The sequence below is a fragment of the Kribbella jejuensis genome, from assembly GCF_006715085.1.
Taxonomy (GTDB): domain Bacteria; phylum Actinomycetota; class Actinomycetes; order Propionibacteriales; family Kribbellaceae; genus Kribbella; species Kribbella jejuensis.
Genome location: NZ_VFMM01000004.1, coordinates 340,226 through 358,496, shown reverse-complemented (window position 1 = coordinate 358,496; position 18,271 = coordinate 340,226). Strand labels below are relative to the sequence as shown.

The 18,271-nt window shown below is 69.2% G+C and carries 14 protein-coding genes; 8 read left to right on the top strand and 6 right to left on the bottom strand.

Annotation, left to right across the window (positions count from 1 at the left end; translation table 11 throughout):
- Positions 1 to 69 precede the first annotated feature (69 nt).
- From FB475_RS34495 to FB475_RS34475, 5 genes are all read left to right on the top strand, one after another.
- Positions 70 to 2,406, top strand: a complete 2,337-nt coding sequence (locus FB475_RS34495; RefSeq protein ID WP_141862387.1) for an ATP-binding protein — start codon at positions 70 to 72, stop codon at positions 2,404 to 2,406.
- 264 nt (positions 2,407 to 2,670) lie between these two features.
- A complete protein-coding gene (gene dnaE, locus FB475_RS34490; protein WP_141862385.1) occupies positions 2,671 to 6,219 on the top strand; it encodes a DNA polymerase III subunit alpha in 3,549 nt (1,182 codons plus the stop codon).
- Between the two features lie 23 nt (positions 6,220 to 6,242).
- Entirely contained in the window at positions 6,243 to 6,872 is a 630-nt protein-coding gene (locus FB475_RS34485; protein ID WP_238332622.1) for a hypothetical protein, read from the top strand.
- 47 nt (positions 6,873 to 6,919) lie between these two features.
- Positions 6,920 to 8,551: a DUF3352 domain-containing protein gene (locus FB475_RS34480; protein ID WP_141862383.1), complete on the top strand. Its 1,632-nt coding sequence runs from the start codon at positions 6,920 to 6,922 to the stop codon at positions 8,549 to 8,551.
- Positions 8,552 to 8,672: 121 nt separating this feature from the next.
- Positions 8,673 to 9,053: a VOC family protein gene (locus FB475_RS34475; RefSeq protein WP_141862381.1), complete on the top strand. Its 381-nt coding sequence runs from the start codon at positions 8,673 to 8,675 to the stop codon at positions 9,051 to 9,053.
- Here the strand turns inward: FB475_RS34475 and FB475_RS34470 are convergent.
- Positions 9,050 to 9,751 carry an SDR family oxidoreductase gene (locus tag FB475_RS34470; RefSeq protein ID WP_141862379.1) on the bottom strand — a complete coding sequence of 234 codons (702 nt, stop codon included), beginning with the start codon at positions 9,749 to 9,751 and terminating at the stop codon, positions 9,050 to 9,052. The genes FB475_RS34475 and FB475_RS34470 overlap by 4 nt on opposite strands.
- 101 nt (positions 9,752 to 9,852) lie before the next feature.
- Here FB475_RS34470 and FB475_RS34465 point away from each other — a divergent pair, with 101 nt between their 5' ends.
- Together FB475_RS34465 and FB475_RS34460 are read left to right on the top strand one after the other, a co-directional pair.
- On the top strand, positions 9,853 to 10,722 hold the full coding sequence (locus tag FB475_RS34465; protein ID WP_141862377.1) for a LysR family transcriptional regulator: 870 nt from the start codon (positions 9,853 to 9,855) through the stop codon (positions 10,720 to 10,722).
- A 19-nt stretch (positions 10,723 to 10,741) separates the two neighbouring features.
- Positions 10,742 to 11,881, top strand: a complete 1,140-nt coding sequence (locus tag FB475_RS34460; protein WP_141862375.1) for a serine hydrolase domain-containing protein — start codon at positions 10,742 to 10,744, stop codon at positions 11,879 to 11,881.
- Here FB475_RS34460 and FB475_RS34455 read toward each other — a convergent pair.
- The 4 genes from FB475_RS34455 to FB475_RS34440 are packed head-to-tail and all read right to left on the bottom strand — an operon-like array spanning position 11,874 to position 15,989.
- Complete coding sequence (locus FB475_RS34455; protein WP_141862373.1) at positions 11,874 to 12,233, bottom strand: dihydrofolate reductase family protein; 360 nt, start codon at positions 12,231 to 12,233, stop codon at positions 11,874 to 11,876. The genes FB475_RS34460 and FB475_RS34455 overlap by 8 nt on opposite strands.
- On the bottom strand, positions 12,234 to 14,066 hold the full coding sequence (recQ, locus tag FB475_RS34450) for a DNA helicase RecQ (RefSeq protein ID WP_141862371.1): 1,833 nt from the start codon (positions 14,064 to 14,066) through the stop codon (positions 12,234 to 12,236).
- 10 nt (positions 14,067 to 14,076) lie between these two features.
- On the bottom strand, positions 14,077 to 14,934 hold the full coding sequence (locus FB475_RS34445) for an AraC family transcriptional regulator (protein ID WP_141862369.1): 858 nt from the start codon (positions 14,932 to 14,934) through the stop codon (positions 14,077 to 14,079).
- A 35-nt stretch (positions 14,935 to 14,969) separates the two neighbouring features.
- Complete coding sequence (locus FB475_RS34440; RefSeq protein ID WP_185759566.1) at positions 14,970 to 15,989, bottom strand: SAM-dependent methyltransferase; 1,020 nt, start codon at positions 15,987 to 15,989, stop codon at positions 14,970 to 14,972.
- Between the two features lie 131 nt (positions 15,990 to 16,120).
- Here FB475_RS34440 and ilvD point away from each other — a divergent pair, with 131 nt between their 5' ends.
- A complete protein-coding gene (ilvD, locus tag FB475_RS34435; protein WP_141862365.1) occupies positions 16,121 to 17,971 on the top strand; it encodes a dihydroxy-acid dehydratase in 1,851 nt (616 codons plus the stop codon).
- Here the strand turns inward: ilvD and FB475_RS34430 are convergent.
- Positions 17,968 to 18,270, bottom strand: a complete 303-nt coding sequence (locus FB475_RS34430; RefSeq protein ID WP_141862363.1) for a type II toxin-antitoxin system PemK/MazF family toxin — start codon at positions 18,268 to 18,270, stop codon at positions 17,968 to 17,970. The genes ilvD and FB475_RS34430 overlap by 4 nt on opposite strands.
- Between the last annotated feature and the right edge of the window lies 1 nt (position 18,271).

Here is an 18,271-nt window from a genome sequence, read left to right as displayed (position 1 = left end):
AACCCGATCGAGTTCGGAATAGTTGCCGTCGAAGCGCACCGGCCGCCGCATCCGGCCGTACGCTGAGGCATGGGCGAGGCCAGGCCCGCGGCAGCAGGCAAGGGGCGGCTGCCGGCCGAGGTGACGAGTTTCGTCGGACGGCGGCGTGAGCTGGCGGACACCAGGCGGTTGCTGGCCGGCAGCCGCCTGCTGACCCTGCTCGGCGTCGGCGGGGTCGGCAAGACCCGGCTGGCGCTGCGGATGGCCGCAGAGGTACGGCGCACCTTCACCGACGGCGTGTGCTTGGTCGAACTGGCCGCGCTGCGCGACCCGGCACTGCTGGGGCTCACGCTGGCCGAAGCGCTCGAACTGAGCCAGGTGTCGGCCGATCCGACCGCTGATCTGGCGGAGTACCTGGAGGACAAGCAGCTGTTGCTCGTGCTCGACAACTGTGAGCACCTTGCCGAGGCTTGCGCCGTACTCGTCGGGAAACTTCTTGCGGCCGCGCCTGGGTTGCGCATCCTCGTCACCAGCCGGCACGTGCTGGGTGTCGAAGGCGAGCAGGTGCTGCCGGTGCCTCCGCTGTCGACGCCGCCCGCGGAGGCTCCTGGCGACGGCACCGGCCAGGACACCGACCAGTACGAATCGCTCGTGCTGTTCACGGATCGCGTGCGGTCGGTGCTGCCCGAGTTCCGGATCGACGACACCAACCGGTGCCAGGTGGTCGAGGTCTGCCGGCGGCTGGACGGCATCCCGCTGGCTCTGGAGCTCGCGGCGGTGTGGATGCGGACGCTGTCGCTGCCGCAGATCCTCGATCGGCTCGACGACCGGTTCCGGCTGCTCGCCGCCGGCCGGCGTGCGGCACCGCCGCGACAGCAGGCGCTCGAGGCCGCCGTCGAGTGGAGCTACGACCTGTGCTCGCCGGCCGAACGACTGCTGTGGGAACGGCTCTCGGTGTTCTCCGGCGGCTTCGATCTCGACGGTGCCGAACAGGTGTGCTCGGGCGACGGCATCCCGCGCGACCACGTACTCGACCTGGTCGCCGGCCTGATGAACAAGTCGATCATCACGCGCACCATGGCCACCAGCCACACCGTCGCGTGGTACGACATGCTCTCCACCATCAGCCAGTACGGCGGGATGCGGCTCGCCGAGGCGGGCCGCACCCGCGAGTTCCAGTTCCGGCATCGCGACTACTACCGGGAGCTGGCCGCGCGATGGGCCGCCGAGAGCTTCGGGCCGCGGCAGTCCGACTGGTACATCCAACTGCGCCGCGAGCACGACAATCTCCGGGCGGCCCTCGACTTCTGCCTGGCGGAGCCGGGGGAGGCGGCTGCCGCCCTGGAGATCGCGGCGCCGATCTGGAACTTCTGGTTCGCCGGCTACCTCCGCGAGGGGCACCGCTATCTCAGCCGAGCGCTCGACGCCGCGCCCGAGCAGACCGAGGTGCGGGCGCTCGGTCTGTGGGCGGGTAGCTATCTGGCGATGTTCCTCGGCGAGGCCGGACAGCTCGCGACCTTGCTGGCCGAGTGCAAGGAACTGGCTGAGCGGTACGACGACGACCGGCTCCGGGCCCGCATCGCCGAGGTGTCGGGCCACGCCCTGATCTACCAGGGCGAGCTGGCGGCGGCCGTCGGGATACTGGAGCGCGGGCTGGCCGGCTTCCGCGCGGTCGGCGACGAGCTGGGTCAGTTCGACGTATTGATTCTGTTGTCGGCAGCAACGTTCTTCTCGGGTGACCCGCGGGTCGAGGAATTCAGCCGGCAGGCGCTGGAGCTGGCGTCGGCCCGCGGCGCGGACTCCTCGAAGGCGTATGCGCTGTGGGCGGTCGGCATCGTGCAGTGGCGCGACCACGATCAGTGCGAGGAGGCGACCCGCTCGTTCCGGGAAGCCATCCGGCTGTGGATGCCGCTGAACGACCGGACCGGGATCGGCTTCTGTGTCCAGGCCTTGTCCTGGTGCGCCGGCTCGGCGGCGCCGGACGAGCGCGCGGCCCGGCTGATGGGCGCGTCCCGTGCGGTCTGGCGGTCGAGCGGCGCTCACGTCGACGAGACGACGCCGTACAGCCGGTTCGACGAGATGACCGAGCAGCGGATCCGGGCCCGGACCGGCGACGCGGTGTTCGACGGCGCGTTCGCGGTGGGTGCTGCGTACTCGTTCGAGCGGGCCGTCGCGCTCGCGCTGGGGGAGGAGCGTGCGGCGGCGCCGAAGTCCGGGCCGGCCGGGCGGCTGACGCGGCGGGAGCACGAGATCGCGGCGCTGCTCGGCGAGGGGCTGAGCAACCGGGAGATCGCCGCCCGGCTGGTCATCTCCCAGCGCACGGCCGAGACGCACGTCGAGCACATCCTCGGCAAACTCGGCTTCAACTCCCGCGCCCAGGTGGCCCGCTGGATCGCCGAGCACCGGACCGGCGACGTGTCTACGTAGTCAAATCCGTAGGTCTCCCGATGTCCGTGGGCGGCGAGGCCGACATGCTTACCAGGTCTGCTCCTCCCAGACCGGCGGACCTGGCGTCCTGAGACCCCTGCTCGGCGCCAGGTCTGCCGTTCCATCCGGCTGCGCGGACCGGCGTCCTTGACCGGATACCGGGCGCGTCGGGGACTCGACGGAGAGCCCATTCGGAAACTGTCCCAGGGCCCGACTAGGCTGCTCCAGTCACCCTCACTCGCGCCCTGGGAGGTCTGCGTCGACATGGCGTCCAGCGACAGTTTCGTGCATCTCCACGTGCACACCGAGTACTCGATGCTGGACGGCGCCGCGCGGATCGACGAGTTGTTCAGGACCGCCCAGGAGATGGGCCAGCCGGCCATCGCGACCACCGACCACGGGTACGTGTTCGGTGCCTACGAGTTCTGGAAGACCGCGAAGAAGTACGACGTCAAGCCGATCATCGGTGTCGAGGCGTACCTGACCCCGCACACCCACCGCTCCGAGCGCAAGCGGGTCAAGTGGGGCGACGCGAACTCGGGCCGCGACGACGTCTCCGGCTCCGGTGCGTACACGCACATGACGCTGCTGGCGAAGAACACCTCCGGCATGCACAACCTGTTCAAGATGAGCTCGCTGGCCAGCCTCGAGGGGTATTACTTCAAGCCCCGGATGGACCGCGAGCTGCTGAACACCTACGGCCAGGGCCTGATCGCCACCACCGGCTGCCCCTCCGGCGAGGTGCAGACCCGGCTGCGCCTCGGGCAGTACAAGGAGGCCGTCGAGGCCGCCGCGGAGTTCCGCGACATCTTCGGCAAGGAGAACTTCTACTGCGAGCTGATGGACCACGGCCTCGGCATCGAGCGGGACATCCAGAAGGACCTGCTCAAGCTGGCCCGGGAGCTCGGCCTGCCGCTGGTCGCGACCAACGACCTGCACTACACCAAGCCCGAGGACGCGACCGCGCACGCGGCGCTGCTCTGCGTGCAGTCCGGCTCGACGCTGTCGGACCCGAACCGGTTCAAGTTCGACGCGAACGAGTTCTACGTCAAGACAGCGGCCGAGATGCGCGAGGTCTGGAAGGAACTGCCCGAGGCCTGTGACAACACGCTGCTGATCGCCGAGCAGTGCGATGTCGGTTTCACCGAGGGCGAGGGCCGGTTCATGCCGCGCTTCCCCTGCCCGGAGGGGCACAACGAGGAGTCCTGGTTCGTCTCCGAGGTCGAGACCGGTCTGCACCTGCGCTACCCCGACGGGATCCCGGACGACGTCCGCAAGCGGACCGACTACGAGATCGAGGTCATCGTCTCGAAGGGGTATGCGGGTTACTTCCTGGTCGTCGCCGACTTCATCAACTGGGCGAAGAAGAACGGCATCCGGGTCGGCCCGGGCCGTGGTTCCGGTGCCGGTTCGATGTGTGCGTACGCGATGAAGATCACCGACCTCGACCCGCTGCTGCACGGTCTGTTCTTCGAGCGCTTCCTGAACCCGGAACGCATGTCGATGCCCGACTTCGACATCGACTTCGACGACCGCCGCCGCCCCGAGGTGATCCGCTACGTCACCGAGAAGTACGGCGACGACCGGGTCGCGATGATCGTCACCTACGGCACGATCAAGGCCAAGCAGGCGATCAAGGACGCCGGCCGGGTGCTGGACTACCCGTTCGCGATGGGCGACCGGATCACCAAGGCGATGCCGCCCGCGGTGATGGGCAAGGACGTCCCGCTGTCCGGCATCTTCGACCCCTCGCACAAGCGGTACTCCGAGGCCGGTGAGTTCCGCCAGCTGTACGAAGCCGACCAGGACGTCCGCAAGATCGTCGACACCGCCCGCGGCCTGGAGAACCTGAAGCGCCAGTGGGGTGTGCACGCGGCCGGCGTGATCATGTCCAGCGAGCCGCTGATCGAGCTGATCCCGATCATGCGCCGCGAGCAGGACGGCCAGGTGATCACCCAGTTCGACTACCCGAGCTGCGAGACGCTCGGCCTGGTCAAGATGGACTTCCTCGGCCTGCGCAACCTGACGATCATGGACGACGCGGTCAAGAACATCGAGGCCGCGCACGGGATCCAGATCGACCTGGACAAGCTGAGCAAGGACCTCGACGACAAGCCGACGTACGACCTGCTCGCGCGCGGTGACACGCTCGGTGTGTTCCAGTTCGACGGCGGGCCGATGCGGGCCTTGCTGCGGCTGATGAAGCCGGACAACTTCGAGGACATCTCCGCGAGTACGGCGCTCTACCGACCGGGCCCGATGGGTGCGAACAGCCACACCAACTACGCCCTGCGGAAGAACGGCCAGCAGGAGATCAGCTACCCGCACCCCGAGCTGGCCGAGGCCCTCGAGCCGGTGCTCGGTGTCACCTACGGCCTGATCGTCTATCAGGAGCAGGTGATGGAGATCGCCCAGCGCCTGGCCGGCTACTCGCTCGGCAAGGCGGACCTGCTCCGCCGCGCGATGGGCAAGAAGAAGCGCGAGGTCCTGGACGCCGAGTACGTCGGCTTCTCCGAGGGCATGAAGGCCAACGGGTACTCGGACGAGTCGATCAAGGCGCTCTGGGACATCCTGCTGCCGTTCTCCGACTACGCGTTCAACAAGGCGCACTCCGCGGCGTACGGTCTGGTCTCGTACTGGACGGCGTACCTGAAGGCGAACTACCCGGCGGAGTACATGGCCGCGGTCCTGACGTCGGTGAAGGACGACAAGGACAAGATGGCCATCTACCTGAACGAGTGCCGCCGGATGGGTATCAAGGTGCTGCCGCCGGACGTCAACGAGTCCGACTCGAACTTCACCCCGGTCGGCACCGACATCCGCTTCGGTCTGTCCGCGATCCGCAACGTCGGCGTGAACGTGGTCGCCGAGATCGTCGCGGCCCGCGAGGAGAAGGGCCGGTTCACCGACTTCGTCGACTTCATCGACAAGGTCTCGCTGCCGGTCTGCAACAAGCGGGTGATCGAGTCGCTGACCAAGGCCGGCTCGTTCGACTCGATGGGACACGCCCGGCGTGCGGTCGTCGCGGTGCACGAACAGGCCGTCGACGAAGCGATCGACCTGAAGCGGAACGAGGCGCACGGCCAGTTCGACCTGTTCTCGATGGGTGACGACGACACCGACGAGGGCGAGGGCAACAGCCGGCTCACCGTCACCGTCCCCGAGATCGAGGAGTGGGACAAGGCGACCAAGCTGGCGCACGAGCGCGACATGCTCGGGCTGTACGTGTCCGACCACCCGCTGTTCGGCGTCGAGCACGTGCTCACCAACGGTTCGGACTGCACGATCGGTCAGCTGCTCGCCGACGAGGACCGGCCGGACGGCAGCCGGGTGACGATCGGTGGCCTGGTCACCGCGGTCCAGCGGAAGGTGAACAAGCGCGGCGACATCTACGCGATCGTCACGATCGAGGACCTCGAAGGTTCGATCGAGGTGATGATGTTCTCCTCGGCGTACCAGCTGCACGCGCACCTACTGACCAACGACGCGATCATCTTGATGAAGGGCCGCGTCCGCCGTCGCGAGGACCGGCTGGAGCTGAGCGGCGACGAGGTCGTCGTCCCCGACCTCACCGAGGGGCCGAGTGGTCCGGTCGTCCTCACCATGCCGGTGAACCGCTGCACGCCACCGGTGGTCGACTCGCTCCGCGACATCCTCCAGTCCCACCCGGGCATGACCGAGGTCCACCTCCGGCTCCAGGCCCGGCAGAAGACCACCGTGATGCGCATCGGCGACCGCTTCCGGGTGACCCCCACCTCGTCGCTGATGGCCGACCTCAAAGCGCTCCTCGGCCCCTCCTGCCTGGCCAGCTGACAGGCATGCGTCACACTGGCGTCGTGAGTCAACCGGAGTCTTCGCAGCCTGTGCCTTACGGGGCGCCGTCGTCGGGTGGTTCGTTCGGGGTGCCGGCGGTGCCCGCGACGGCGGAGCCGCGGATGCCTTGGGCCAAGGCTGTGCTGGTGACGGTGGTCGTGTTCCTGGTGGCGGGCGTCGTTGCCGGGTGGGCCTGGCAGCAGTTCTCTCCGTTGGCGAAGTACACGGTGGACGATCGCGGTGGCTCGCTCGGCGAGGAGCAGATGACGCGGCTCTTCGGGCCGGACGGGACGTTCACCGCGATCGGGTTCGTGGCCGCGGTGGTGCTCGGCGCCGCGCTGTTCTGGTGGCTGCGGAACTACGGCCCGTGGTCGGTCGCGATCGTGGTGCTCGGCGCCTGCCTCGGGTCGGGGGTGTCGTGGGGCGTCGGGATGCTGCTCGGTCACGATCCGCTGGACGCGCGGCTGCGCGCTGCGCACCCGGGTGACCTGGTGGCGGCGCCGCTGGAGCTGCACACCTGGACGCCCGCGGCCTCGTGGCTGGTCGGTGCGGCGCTGGCGTGCGCGATCATCGCGGCCGCCTCCTGGCGGGCCGATCCGGTGGCAACCACTCCGCACTCTGCTGCGTCGGAACCTGGACCGCCGGTCCACTAACCTTTGCTGGTCCGGCGGTGAGGCCACCGGCGCCAGCGAGGGAGCATATGTCCGACCAGAACCAGCCACCGAGGTACCCAGGTCCCGGTGGTCAGCAACCACAGAACTTCCGCCCCCAGCAGGGTCAGCCGTACGGCGGCCCGCAGCAAGGTGCACCCCAGTACGGCCAACCTGGACCCTATGAGCAACTGAACATAGGTGGGGGTCCCGGGTACGGACCGCCGCAGCAATGGCAGCCGGCGCCGAAGAAGACGCGCGGCAAACTGATCCCGATCGTCGCGGCACTCGCGATGGTGCTGGTGGTCGCCGGCGGCGGAATCTTTGCCTACGGCAAGCTCGGCGGCGGCGGCAAGCAGCCCGCCGACGTGCTGCCCGGCACCGCGGTCGGGTACGCCCGCGTCGACCTGAACCCGTCCGCGGGCCAGAAGGTCAACGCGATCCGGTTCCTGATGAAGTTCCCGTCGGTGAAGGACAACCTCGGCCTGACCGGCGACCAGGACGACTTGAAGCAGAAGCTGTTCGAGCAGATCAAGAAGTCGGCCGGGGACGATCTCGCGGACGTCGACTACGCCAAGGACATCAAGCCGTGGCTGGGTGACCGCGCCGGGTTCGCCGCGCTGCCGCCGGCCGAAGGCAAGAGCGACCCGGTCCCGATCGTCGCCGTCCAGGTGAAGAACCAGGACGCCGCGAACAAGGGCATGGACAAGCTCCTCGCCAAGGAGGACGACAAGCCGGGCCGCGCGTTCACCGACGGCTACATGATCCTCGGCGAGAACCAGGCGACCGTCGACTCGGCCGTCGCCGCCGCGAAGGACAACCCGCTGAGCAAGAACGCCAAGTACAAGGCGGACATGGACAAGCTCGGCGAGCAGGGCTTCGTCTCCGGCTGGGCGGACATGAAGGCGATCGCGTCGCTGAGCGGCAAGGTCGACTCCAGCCAGTTGGCCGGTCTCGGCGACGCCAGCGCCGCCGTGGCGCTGCGGTTCGATTCGTCGTACGTCGAGCTCGAGGGCATCGCGCACGGCGACAAGAGCGTCAAGGTGGGCTCCGCCGACGCCGGTGAACTGGTCACCAAACTGCCGGACAGCACGGCCGGCGCGATCGCGATCTCCGGTGGCAACAGCCTGATCGACGCGGCCTGGACGCAGATCAAGAAGACCGGCGGCGACAACGTGCAGCCGATGATCGACCGGATCGCCGAGGAGACCGGCCTGAAGCTGCCGGACGACCTGAAGACGCTGGCCGGCAAGAACGTCGCGGCCGTGATCGACAAGGAGACCGACAGCGGCCCGAAGGTCGCGCTGCGGATGGAGACCGACCCGTCGCAGGCCGAGCCGGTGGTGCAGAAGCTGACCACGCTGCTGCGGGAGCGGTCGTCGGCGGACGTTCCGATCGAGACTGCGAAGGACGGCGACTCGCTGGTCGTCGCGACGAGCAAAGACTACGCCGAGCAGGTGCTCAAGGGCGGCAACCTCGGTTCGACCGACAGCTTCAAGCAGGCGCTGCCGGACACCAAGAACGCGGTGATGATCGGGTACGTCGACTTCGGCGCGCTCGGCACCTTCAGCCAGCGGCTCGGCGAGAACAAGGATCTGGCCGCGCTGAAGTCGGCCGGTGTCGTGGCCCGCTCGACCGGCGACGGCGAGGCCGAGTACACGATGCGGGTCGTCGCGAAGTAACCGGATACCCCGAAGAACCCCGGACCAGGCGGTCCGGGGTTTTTCTTTTGCCGACCGATGTCGAAAACGCCGATGTGGCTTCTACCTCTGAGTGAAAGCACCCCCTGAGAGGAGCAAGACCATGAACCACATCAGCGAGATCCGGACCGTCGGCGTACCGGTGAGCGACCAGGACCAGGCGCTGGCGTTCTACACCGGGACGCTGGGTTTCGAGGTACGGCTCAACGTGCCGCTGCCGCAGTTCGGTGGGCGGTGGCTGGTGGTCGGACCGGCGGGTGCCGGTGAAGACGGTGCGACGATCGCGCTCGTACCGGCGAGCGACGGCAATCCGGCCGGTGTCGACACCGGGATCCGGATGGGCAGCCCGGACGCGAAGGCCGCGCACCAGCACTTCCTCGACGCCGGTGTCGACACCGACGAACTGCTCGAGTGGCCGGGGATCCCGCCGATGTTCAGCCTCCGCGACCAGGACGGCAACCGCCTCTACGTCTCCGGGTTCTAAACCAGGACATGTCCGCCGTCGACGCTGACGATCGAGCCGGTCGCGTACGGCTGGTTCATCAGGTAGACGTAGGCGGCGGCGATGTCCTCGGGTTCGCCGACCCGCTGCACCGGGAGGTGTTCGGCAGTCGCGTCGTAGTCGAGCGCATCGCGCCACAGCGGCGTACGCACGACGCCCGGTTTGACCGCGTTGACGCGCAGTGGGGCGAGTTCGACGGCGAGCGCGCGGACGAGCGAGTCCACCGCGCCGCAGATGCTGGCGGCGACCGACCACCCCGGTCCGGGGCGGTCGCCCGCCGCGCCGGTCGTCAGCACGACGGATCCGCCCGGTCGCAGTCGCGGTACGGCGGCACTCACCGCGCCGAGCGCACCGAAGTACCGCAGCTCGAACGCCTGTCGCGCCTGCGCGAGATCCATCGTGCGGACCTCCAGCAACGTGAGCGCCTCGCCGGCGGTGTAGACGAGGTGGTCGAACGGCTCCAGTCCGGCGAAGAACGCCGCGACGGCCGCGGAATCGGTGAGGTCCACGGCCTGTCCGGCCGCGGACGCGGGGAGTGCCGTCAGCGCCCGTTGCACGGACGACGGGTTGCTGGAGGCAACGATCACGCTCGCGCCCTGTTCGGCGGCGAGCTGGGCGGTGGCCAGGCCGATACCCGACGTACCACCGAGGATGACGACGCGCTGGTCCTGCAGAGTCACGGAAGTGCCTTTCGTGGGAACGGTTTCGGCTTCCACGATGCGGCCGCCCGGCTCGGCGCGTCCAAGACCTGTTCCCGCCGCTGTAATACCCTGAAGGTATTATGGACGTCGACCTCCGCAAGCTCCGGTACTTCGTCGCCGTCGCCGAGGAACTGCACTTCGGTCGCGCGGCGGAGCGCCTGCACATCGCGCAGCCGGTGCTGTCCCGGCAGATTCGCGCGCTCGAGGACGAGCTCCGGGCGCAGCTGTTCGTCCGGACCAAACGAGCGACCGAGTTGACCGCGGCCGGTCGCCAGCTGCTCGACGACGCCCGCCCGCTGCTGGCGGCCGCGGACGCGACCCGGCGCCGGGTGGCGCAGGCCGCTCGCGGGTCGAAGACGTTCACGATCGGCTTCATGCCGGGACTGACCGTGACCGAGGCAGTCCGCACGTTCGGCGCCACCCATCCCGGGGTAGAGATCGAGCTGATCCGGACCACGTGGGACGACCAGGTCGACGTACTGCACGACGGCCGGGTGGACGTCAGTGTCGTACGGCTGCCGATCGACCAGTCCGGTCTCACCGTGCGGCCGCTGTTCGAGGAGCCGCGGGTCGCGATGCTGCCCGCCGATCATCGGCTGGCCGGCAAACCGGTGATCGACATCGCCGACCTCGCCGACGAGCACCTGCTGCAGGACCCGGACGCCGTCCCCGAATGGCGGGACATCGCCGTCGAACTCCGCACCCGTACGGCGAAACCCGTGCCCGCGATGCGCAGTGTCGAGGAGAAGCTGGAACACGTCGCGGCCGGCCACGGCATCTCGGTCGTCCCGCTCAGCGTCGCAACCTTCTACCAGCGCCACGACGTGGTCGCGGTCCCGGTCGACAGCCTCGCGCCGAACACCGTCTGCCTCGCCTGGATCGCGAGCCGGCGTTCGCGATTGCTGCACGAGTTCGCCGATCTGGCGCCGACCGTCACCTGGACGCCGTAGTCGGTGCCATCATCGGAGCATGAGGTGGAGCGCAACCGCCCTGCTGGTGTTTGCGTTGGTGGGGTGCTCTGGCGGGGGAGAGGTACCGCTACCTGCGCCGCAGACGCCTGCCGCCTTTCCGCCGCCGGCCACGCGGACCCTCGCGCCGGACAAGGCGAAGGCGCTGCAGGAGGCGCTCGACCAGATCGTCGAGTTCCCGGACAGCCCGTCCGGTTCCCGTGGTGCCACCGCCGCGGTTGTCACCGACCACTGGACCTGGTCGGGCGCCGTCGGCACGGACAGCCGCGGTACGCCGTTGCGCCCCGACACGAGCATGGCCGTCGCCAGCATCACGAAGACGTTCATCGCAGCCGAGGTGATGTTGCTGGCCGGCAAGGGCGAGCTCAACCTCGAGCTGCCGATCGCGCGCTACGTCCCGCACCGGCTGACCGCGAACGACGCGACCGTACGCCAGCACCTGTCGATGACGGCCGCCCTACCGGACTACCAGCCCGCCGACTTCGCCCGGATGGACCGGGCCGCCGCCGCGGCGCCGGGCAAGCACTGGACGCTCGCCCAGTCGCTCGACTTCGCCGACGGTCACCTCGGTGAGCCGGGCCGGGCTTACAGCTACAGCAACCCGAGCTACGTACTGCTCGGCATGCTGATCGAGAAACTCACCGGGCAGCCACTCGCCACCGCGCTCCGCCGTGATCTGGCCACACCGGCCGGACTGCAGCACGCCGCCTTCCAGGACGGCGAGAAACCCCAACCGCCCGCGGCCGTCGACAACGACCAGGCGTGCGGGGCACCCGACGGATACCTACCGTGCCGAGCTTTCGCGAGCCTCGCCGCCGCACCCGGCGGGCTGGCGGCCGACGCTCCGACGGTGGCTCGTTGGGGCTACCAACTGTACGGCGGCCGCGTGATCCCCGCCGACCTGGTCAACCAGATGACCGACGGCGATGGTCAGTACGGCCTCGGCACGATGCTGTTCACCCAGCAGTTCGGCCTCGGCCAGGCCTTCGGCCACCGCGGCGACATGCCCGACCACACCAGCCTGCTGATCGTCATCCCCGCCAAGCGGCTCTCCATCGCCCTCCTGCTGGCCAACGGCGGCCGGAGCATCGACCGCCGCATGACCGACCTCACCAACGCCGTCGCTCCGCTACTCAGCTGACCCGGTAGCGAATGTGGGTTGCCTGCGGGGTGTCGATGACCCGCACGATCTCGAGCTCGATGCGGCGGGGGAGAACGTCGAACAGCCGCATCCCGCTGCCGAACAACACCGGCACCTGGCTGATCTGCAGCTCGTCGAGGACACCGGCCGCCAGGGCCGTCCGGGCGGTGACCGCGCCGTGGACCGGCGGCGGGTTGTGGCTGACGACGAACAGCGGTACGCCGTGGTGCTCGCCGCCGTAATAGTCGACCTGCTCCGCCGTCCGCCGGCCGACGACAACCGCCCCCGTCGCGTTCAACTCGTCCCAGATCTCACCAGCCTCCCCCTCAGGGCGGCCCGGCCGAATCGACACCTACTCTGCGGCGAGTGTCTCCAGGACGCCGTCGCCGTACTTGGCGAGCTTGTTCTCGCCGACGCCGCTGATCTTGCCGAGCTCGGCCAGCGAGGACGGCAGGTCGGTCGCGATCTGGCGCAGCGTCGCGTCGTGGAAGATGACGTACGCCGGTACGCCCTGCTCCTTCGCGACCGCGCCGCGCCACGCGCGCAACCGCTCGAACACCGGCGCCGCCTCGGCCGGCAGGTCCGCGGCCGCCGCCTTCTTGGAACCACCGGAGGACCGGGTGCGGGTCCGCTCCGGCTCGCGGCGCATCATCACCTCGCGCCGCCGCCCGAGCACCTCCGCGCTCTCCTCGGTCAGCACGAGCGTCCCGTAGTCGCCCTCGACCGCGAGCAGCCGCAGCGCGAGCAGTTGCCGGACGACACCGCGCCACTCCGCCTCCTTCAGCTCGGTGCCGATCCCGAACACGGTCAGCTGGTCGTGCCGGAACTGCTTGACCTTGTCGGTCTCCTTGCCGAGCAGGATGTCGATCAGCTGCCCGGCGCCGAACTTCTGCCCGCGCTCGTGCTGCAGCCGGTACACCGTGGAGAGCAACTTCTGCGCGGCGATCGTGCCGTCCCAGGACTCCGGCGGCGTCAGGCAGGTGTCGCAGTTCCCGCAGGTGTCACCGTGCTGACCGAAGTACGCCAGGAGTTGGGAACGGCGGCACTCCACGGTCTCGCACAACGCCAGCATCGCGTCGAGGTGCGAGCTCAACCGGCGCCGGTGCGCCAGGTCGCCCTCGGACGTGTCGATCATCTTTCGTTGCTGGACGACGTCCTGGAGGCCGTACGCCAGCCAGGCCGTCGACGGCAGCCCGTCGCGCCCCGCGCGGCCGGTCTCCTGGTAGTAGCCCTCGACCGACTTCGGCAGGTCGAGATGCGCGACGAACCGGACGTCAGGCTTGTCGATGCCCATCCCGAACGCGATCGTCGCGACCACGACCAGCCCGTCCTCGCGGAGGAACCGGGCCTGGTTCGCCGCGCGGGTCCGGCTGTCCAGGCCGGCGTGGTACGGCAGGGCCTCGATGCCGTTCTGGGTGAGGAAGGCCGCGGTCTTCTCGACGCTGTTGCGGGACAGGCAGTACACGATGCCGGCGTCGCCCGCGTGCTCGGTCCGCAACAGGTCGAGCAGCTGCCGCTGCGGGTTGTCCTTCGGGACGATCCGGTACTGGATGTTCGGCCGGTCGAAGCTCGCGACGAAGTGCTTCGCCTGCGCGAGATTGAGCCGGGTCGCGATCTCCTGGTGAGTCGCCTCGGTCGCCGTCGCGGTCAGCGCGATCCGCGGTACGTCGGGCCAGCGCTCGTGCAGCTCCGACAACATCAGGTAGTCCGGCCGGAAGTCGTGGCCCCACTGCGACACGCAGTGCGCCTCGTCGATCGCGAACAGCGCGATCTTGCCCTGGTCGAGCAGCCGCACGGTCGCCTCGACCCGCAATCGCTCGGGCGCCAGGTACAACAGGTCGAGCTCACCCGCCAGGAACGCCTGCTCCACGTCACGCCGCTGCTCGAAGTCCTGCGTCGAGTTGAGGAAGCCGGCCCGGACACCGAGCGCGGTCAGCGCGTCGACCTGGTCCTGCATCAACGCGATCAGCGGTGAGATCACCACACCGACGCCGGATCGCACCAGCGACGGAATCTGGTAGCACAGCGACTTGCCCCCACCGGTCGGCATCAGCACCAACGCGTCGCCGCCCGCGACCACGGTGTCGATGATCTCGGCCTGCTCGCCGCGGAAGGATTCGTACCCGAACACCCGCCGGAGGACCTGAAGGGCTTCGGAATCGGGCAGCTCGGTCGTCTCACTCACCCCGGGGAGTCTAGTGAGATCCCGCGACCGCTGCTGGCACGATCGCCGGACCCTGTGGATTACGGTCGAAATCGGCCGGTAGCGCGGGCAGTTCCTCGATCATCCACTGCCGCGGCGAGCAGCCCGCGATCGCCCGGAACTCGCGGGTCAGATGCGCCTGATCGGCATACCCGGCGACGGCCGCCAGGTCGGCCAGCCGGGTGTCCGGACGCCGGCGCAGCGTCGCCGTGACGTACTCGAACCGGAGCACCCGCGATGCCACCTTCGGCGGCAGGCCGAACTCGGACCGGAACCGCTCGGTGAGGTGCCGCCGGCTCCACCCGACCTCCGACGCCAGCTCCTGTACGCCGATCGCGCCGCCTGCCTCGCACAACCGCAACCACGCCCATCCGAGCTCGGGGCGGACCGCAGCCGGCCGGCGTCCGTCGAGCTGCCGGAGCAACCACGCCTCGAGGAGGTCGAAGCGTGCCGACCAGGCCGGTGTGTCCCGGAGCTGCTCCACCAGTTCGCGTGCCGCGCGGCCGAGGAGCTGGTCGAGACCGATCACGCCCGCGAGCTCGCCCGGCGGAACGCCGAGCAGTACGCGCGCGGCGGCCGGCGTGAGACTGAGCTGGAGGCCGGCACGGCTGGGAGTCTGGCCGACGTGCACAGCGGTCGAGTGCAGTCCGCCGACGAGGGCGTCGTACTTCTCCACCGGGCCGCCCGGCTGGGCGACACCCAGCGGCTCGTCGAGCGTGACGATGATCGTCAGGTAGCGCGACGGCAGGCCGCGGTGCAAGTCCGGCGGATCCGCGTCGTACGCATACCCGATCAGGTCGCCGACGTACGGACGCAGCGCCAGGTGAACCGCGCGGGTCGCGTATGCCATGCAAGCAGGCTAGAACGGACCTCCGACAGTTGTGGTCAGTCCGGATGCCGCACGATCACGATCCGGCCGAAATCGGTCTGCGCCACCCGCACCGGCTGGAACCCGGCAGCCACGGTCTCGGCCGTCAGCTCCTCGGCGGTCCGGCCGAACGGGATCCCCTGAGCCTGGGCGATCAGCCGCCGCATGGTGTACGCGGGCCGGGCAGCCTCGTCCGGCACCGGCTCCATCTCCTGCAGGAACAGCAGACCTCCGGGGCGCAGCGCGCGCAGGATGGTCGCGAGCGCCGCGGCGCGGGTCGCCTCGGGAAAGAACGGCTGTGCCCAGAAAGCCCCGCCGAACGCGTCCTGCTCGTCGAAATCGCGTACGTCCATCGTCCGGATATCCACCCGGTCGGCCACACCCTGAGCCTCGGCCCGGCGCCGCGTCTCGGCGGCCACGGTAGGAACGAGTTCGAGCGCGACGGCCTTGAGCTCGGGGAACAATCCCGCCAGCGTCAAGGTGGATCCGGCGACCCCACACCCGACGTCGAGCCACGGTTCGGTGCGGACCACGTCGACGAGTTCGGGAAGCTTGGGCAGGAACAACCGGTCGAACAAGGCCCGGGTGATGTGGGTCGAGTTGCCGCCGGACGAGCGCGCGATCAGCAGCGCGTCGGCTTCGGACAGCGGCAGCGGGCCGGCCTCGGCGGTCGCCGGAACCAGCCGCGTCGTCAGCTCGATCCGGTCGAGCAACTCGTCGAGGCCGACCCATGCGTCGTCGGCGGACAGTGCCGCGAACTCCGCCGTCAATCGAACCGTCTCGTCGGTCCGGTCGACCACGCCGTACGCCTCGAGCACGTCGACGATGTCCGCGACGCGTTCCGGCGCGAGGCCGGAGTAGGTCGCCAGTTCGCCGACCGAGCGCGGTTCGATCAGGTACGCCGTCCAGCCCTTGTCGCGTACGACGGTCAGCAGGCGTACGACGTACGCGCCCTCAGCCCACGCCTGGAGAGTGCTCCGCGCTGAGCCGGCCGACGCGAAGCGGGCGAGCGGATCGGTGTCGCCAGTGGAGGTCACGCGGCCAAGATACGGCGGCGGGGTGGCACTGCCGCATCCGTCATCCGGGACCGGCGTACCGCTATCCGGACCCGCGTGGCAGTATCGATCAGGTATCAAGAGATACGTACTAGCCGCAAGGAGATGTCGTCGTGCCTGCTCTGAGGTCCCGTACTGTCACCCACGGCCGCAACATGGCGGGCGCCCGCGCGCTCATGCAGGCCTCGGGGGTAGCCCGGGAGGACTTCGGGAAGCCGATCATCGCGGTGGCGAACAGCTTCACCGAGTTCGTCCCCGGTCACACCCATCTGGCCCCGGTCGGCCGGATCGTGTCCGCGGCGATCCACGCGGCCGGCGGGATCGCCCGCGAGTTCAACACGATCGCCGTCGACGACGGGATCGCGATGGGCCACGGCGGCATGCTCTACAGCCTCCCGTCCCGGGACCTGATCGCGGACTCGGTCGAGTACATGGTCGAGGCGCACTGCGCGGACGCGCTGGTCTGCATCTCGAACTGCGACAAAATCACTCCCGGCATGCTGAACGCCGCGCTCCGGCTGAACATCCCGACCGTGTTCGTCTCCGGCGGCCCGATGGAGGCCGGCCGGGCGACGCTCGTCGACGGTACGGTCCGCAAGCTCGACCTGATCGACGCGATGTCCGAGGCCGTCAACGAGAACGTCTCCGACGCCGACATCCTGCGGATCGAGGAGAACGCCTGCCCGACCTGCGGTTCCTGTTCGGGCATGTTCACCGCGAACTCGATGAACTGCCTGACCGAGGCGATCGGCCTGTCGCTGCCCGGCAACGGGTCCGTACTGGCCACCCACACCGCCCGCCGCGCGCTGTACGAGAAGGCCGGCGAGACCGTCGTACGGCTGGCCCACCGGTACTACGACAACGACGACGAGACCGTGCTGCCGCGGTCGATCGCCTCGAAGGAGGCGTTCGGTAACGCGATGGCGCTCGACATCGCGATGGGCGGCTCGACCAACACGATCCTGCACCTGCTGGCCGCCGCGCAGGAGGCCGAGGTCGACTTCGACCTGGACGACATCAACGCGGTCTCCCGCCGGGTCCCGTGCCTGGCGAAGGTCGCGCCGAACGTCGCCCCGCAGGGCACGTACTACATGGAGGACGTGCACCGCGCCGGCGGCATCCCCGCGATCCTCGGCGAGCTGTACCGGGCCGGCCTGCTGAACCAGAACATCCACACCGTGCACAGCGACTCGATCGACGAGTGGCTGAAGACGTGGGACCTGCGCGGCGGCTCGCCGTCGCCGGAGGCCGTCGAGCTGTGGCACGCGGCGCCGGGCTGCAAGCGGTCGGCGACCGCGTTCTCGCAGTCGGAGCGTTGGGACACGCTGGACACCGACGCGGCGAACGGCTGCATCCGGGACCGCGAGCACGCCTACTCCAAGGACGGCGGTCTCGCCGTCCTGAAGGGCAACCTGGCCGTCGACGGCTGTGTGGTGAAGACGGCCGGCGTGGACGAGTCGATCTGGACGTTCGAGGGTCCGGCCGTGGTGTGCGAGTCCCAGGAGCAGGCCGTCGAGAAGATCCTCACCAAGCAGATCCAGCCCGGCGACGTCGTCGTGATCCGGTACGAGGGCCCGAAGGGCGGGCCCGGGATGCAGGAGATGCTGTACCCGACCTCGTACCTGAAGGGCCGCGGTCTCGGCAAGGTCTGCGCACTGATCACCGACGGCCGGTTCTCCGGCGGTACGTCGGGACTCTCGATCGGGCATGCCTCGCCCGAGGCGGCCTCCGGCGGGACGATCGCCCTGGTCCAGGACGGCGACCGGATCAAGATCGACATCCCGAACCGCTCGATCGAACTGCTGGTCTCCGACGAGGAGCTGGCCGCTCGCGATGCGGCGCTGAACGGCGTCTACGCCCCGCAGAACCGCGACCGCAAGGTGTCCAGCGCGCTGAAGACGTACGCGGCGATGGCGACGAGCGCCGACAAGGGCGCGGTTCGCGACCTGTCCAAGCTGGGTTAGAGCTCGAGGTCGAACGCCAGGTTGATCGCCTCGGCCAGGGCAGGTTCCTGGTCGGGGTGGAGGTACCCGATGAGCCGGCCCAGCTGGCTCCTCGGGATGGTCTGGATGTTGTCGCAGGAGATCGCGCTCGGGTGATCCAGACCGTTGTCCGGGCCGACCAGTACTTCGGTCGACAGGCCGCGGATCGTGCTGGTGATCGGCGCGACCGTGACGTTGGTCAGCCGCGGGCGGATGAGTTCGCGGGTCAGCACCACCACGGGCCGGGGTTTGTCGAGCCGGGCGATGTGCAGTGGACGCACG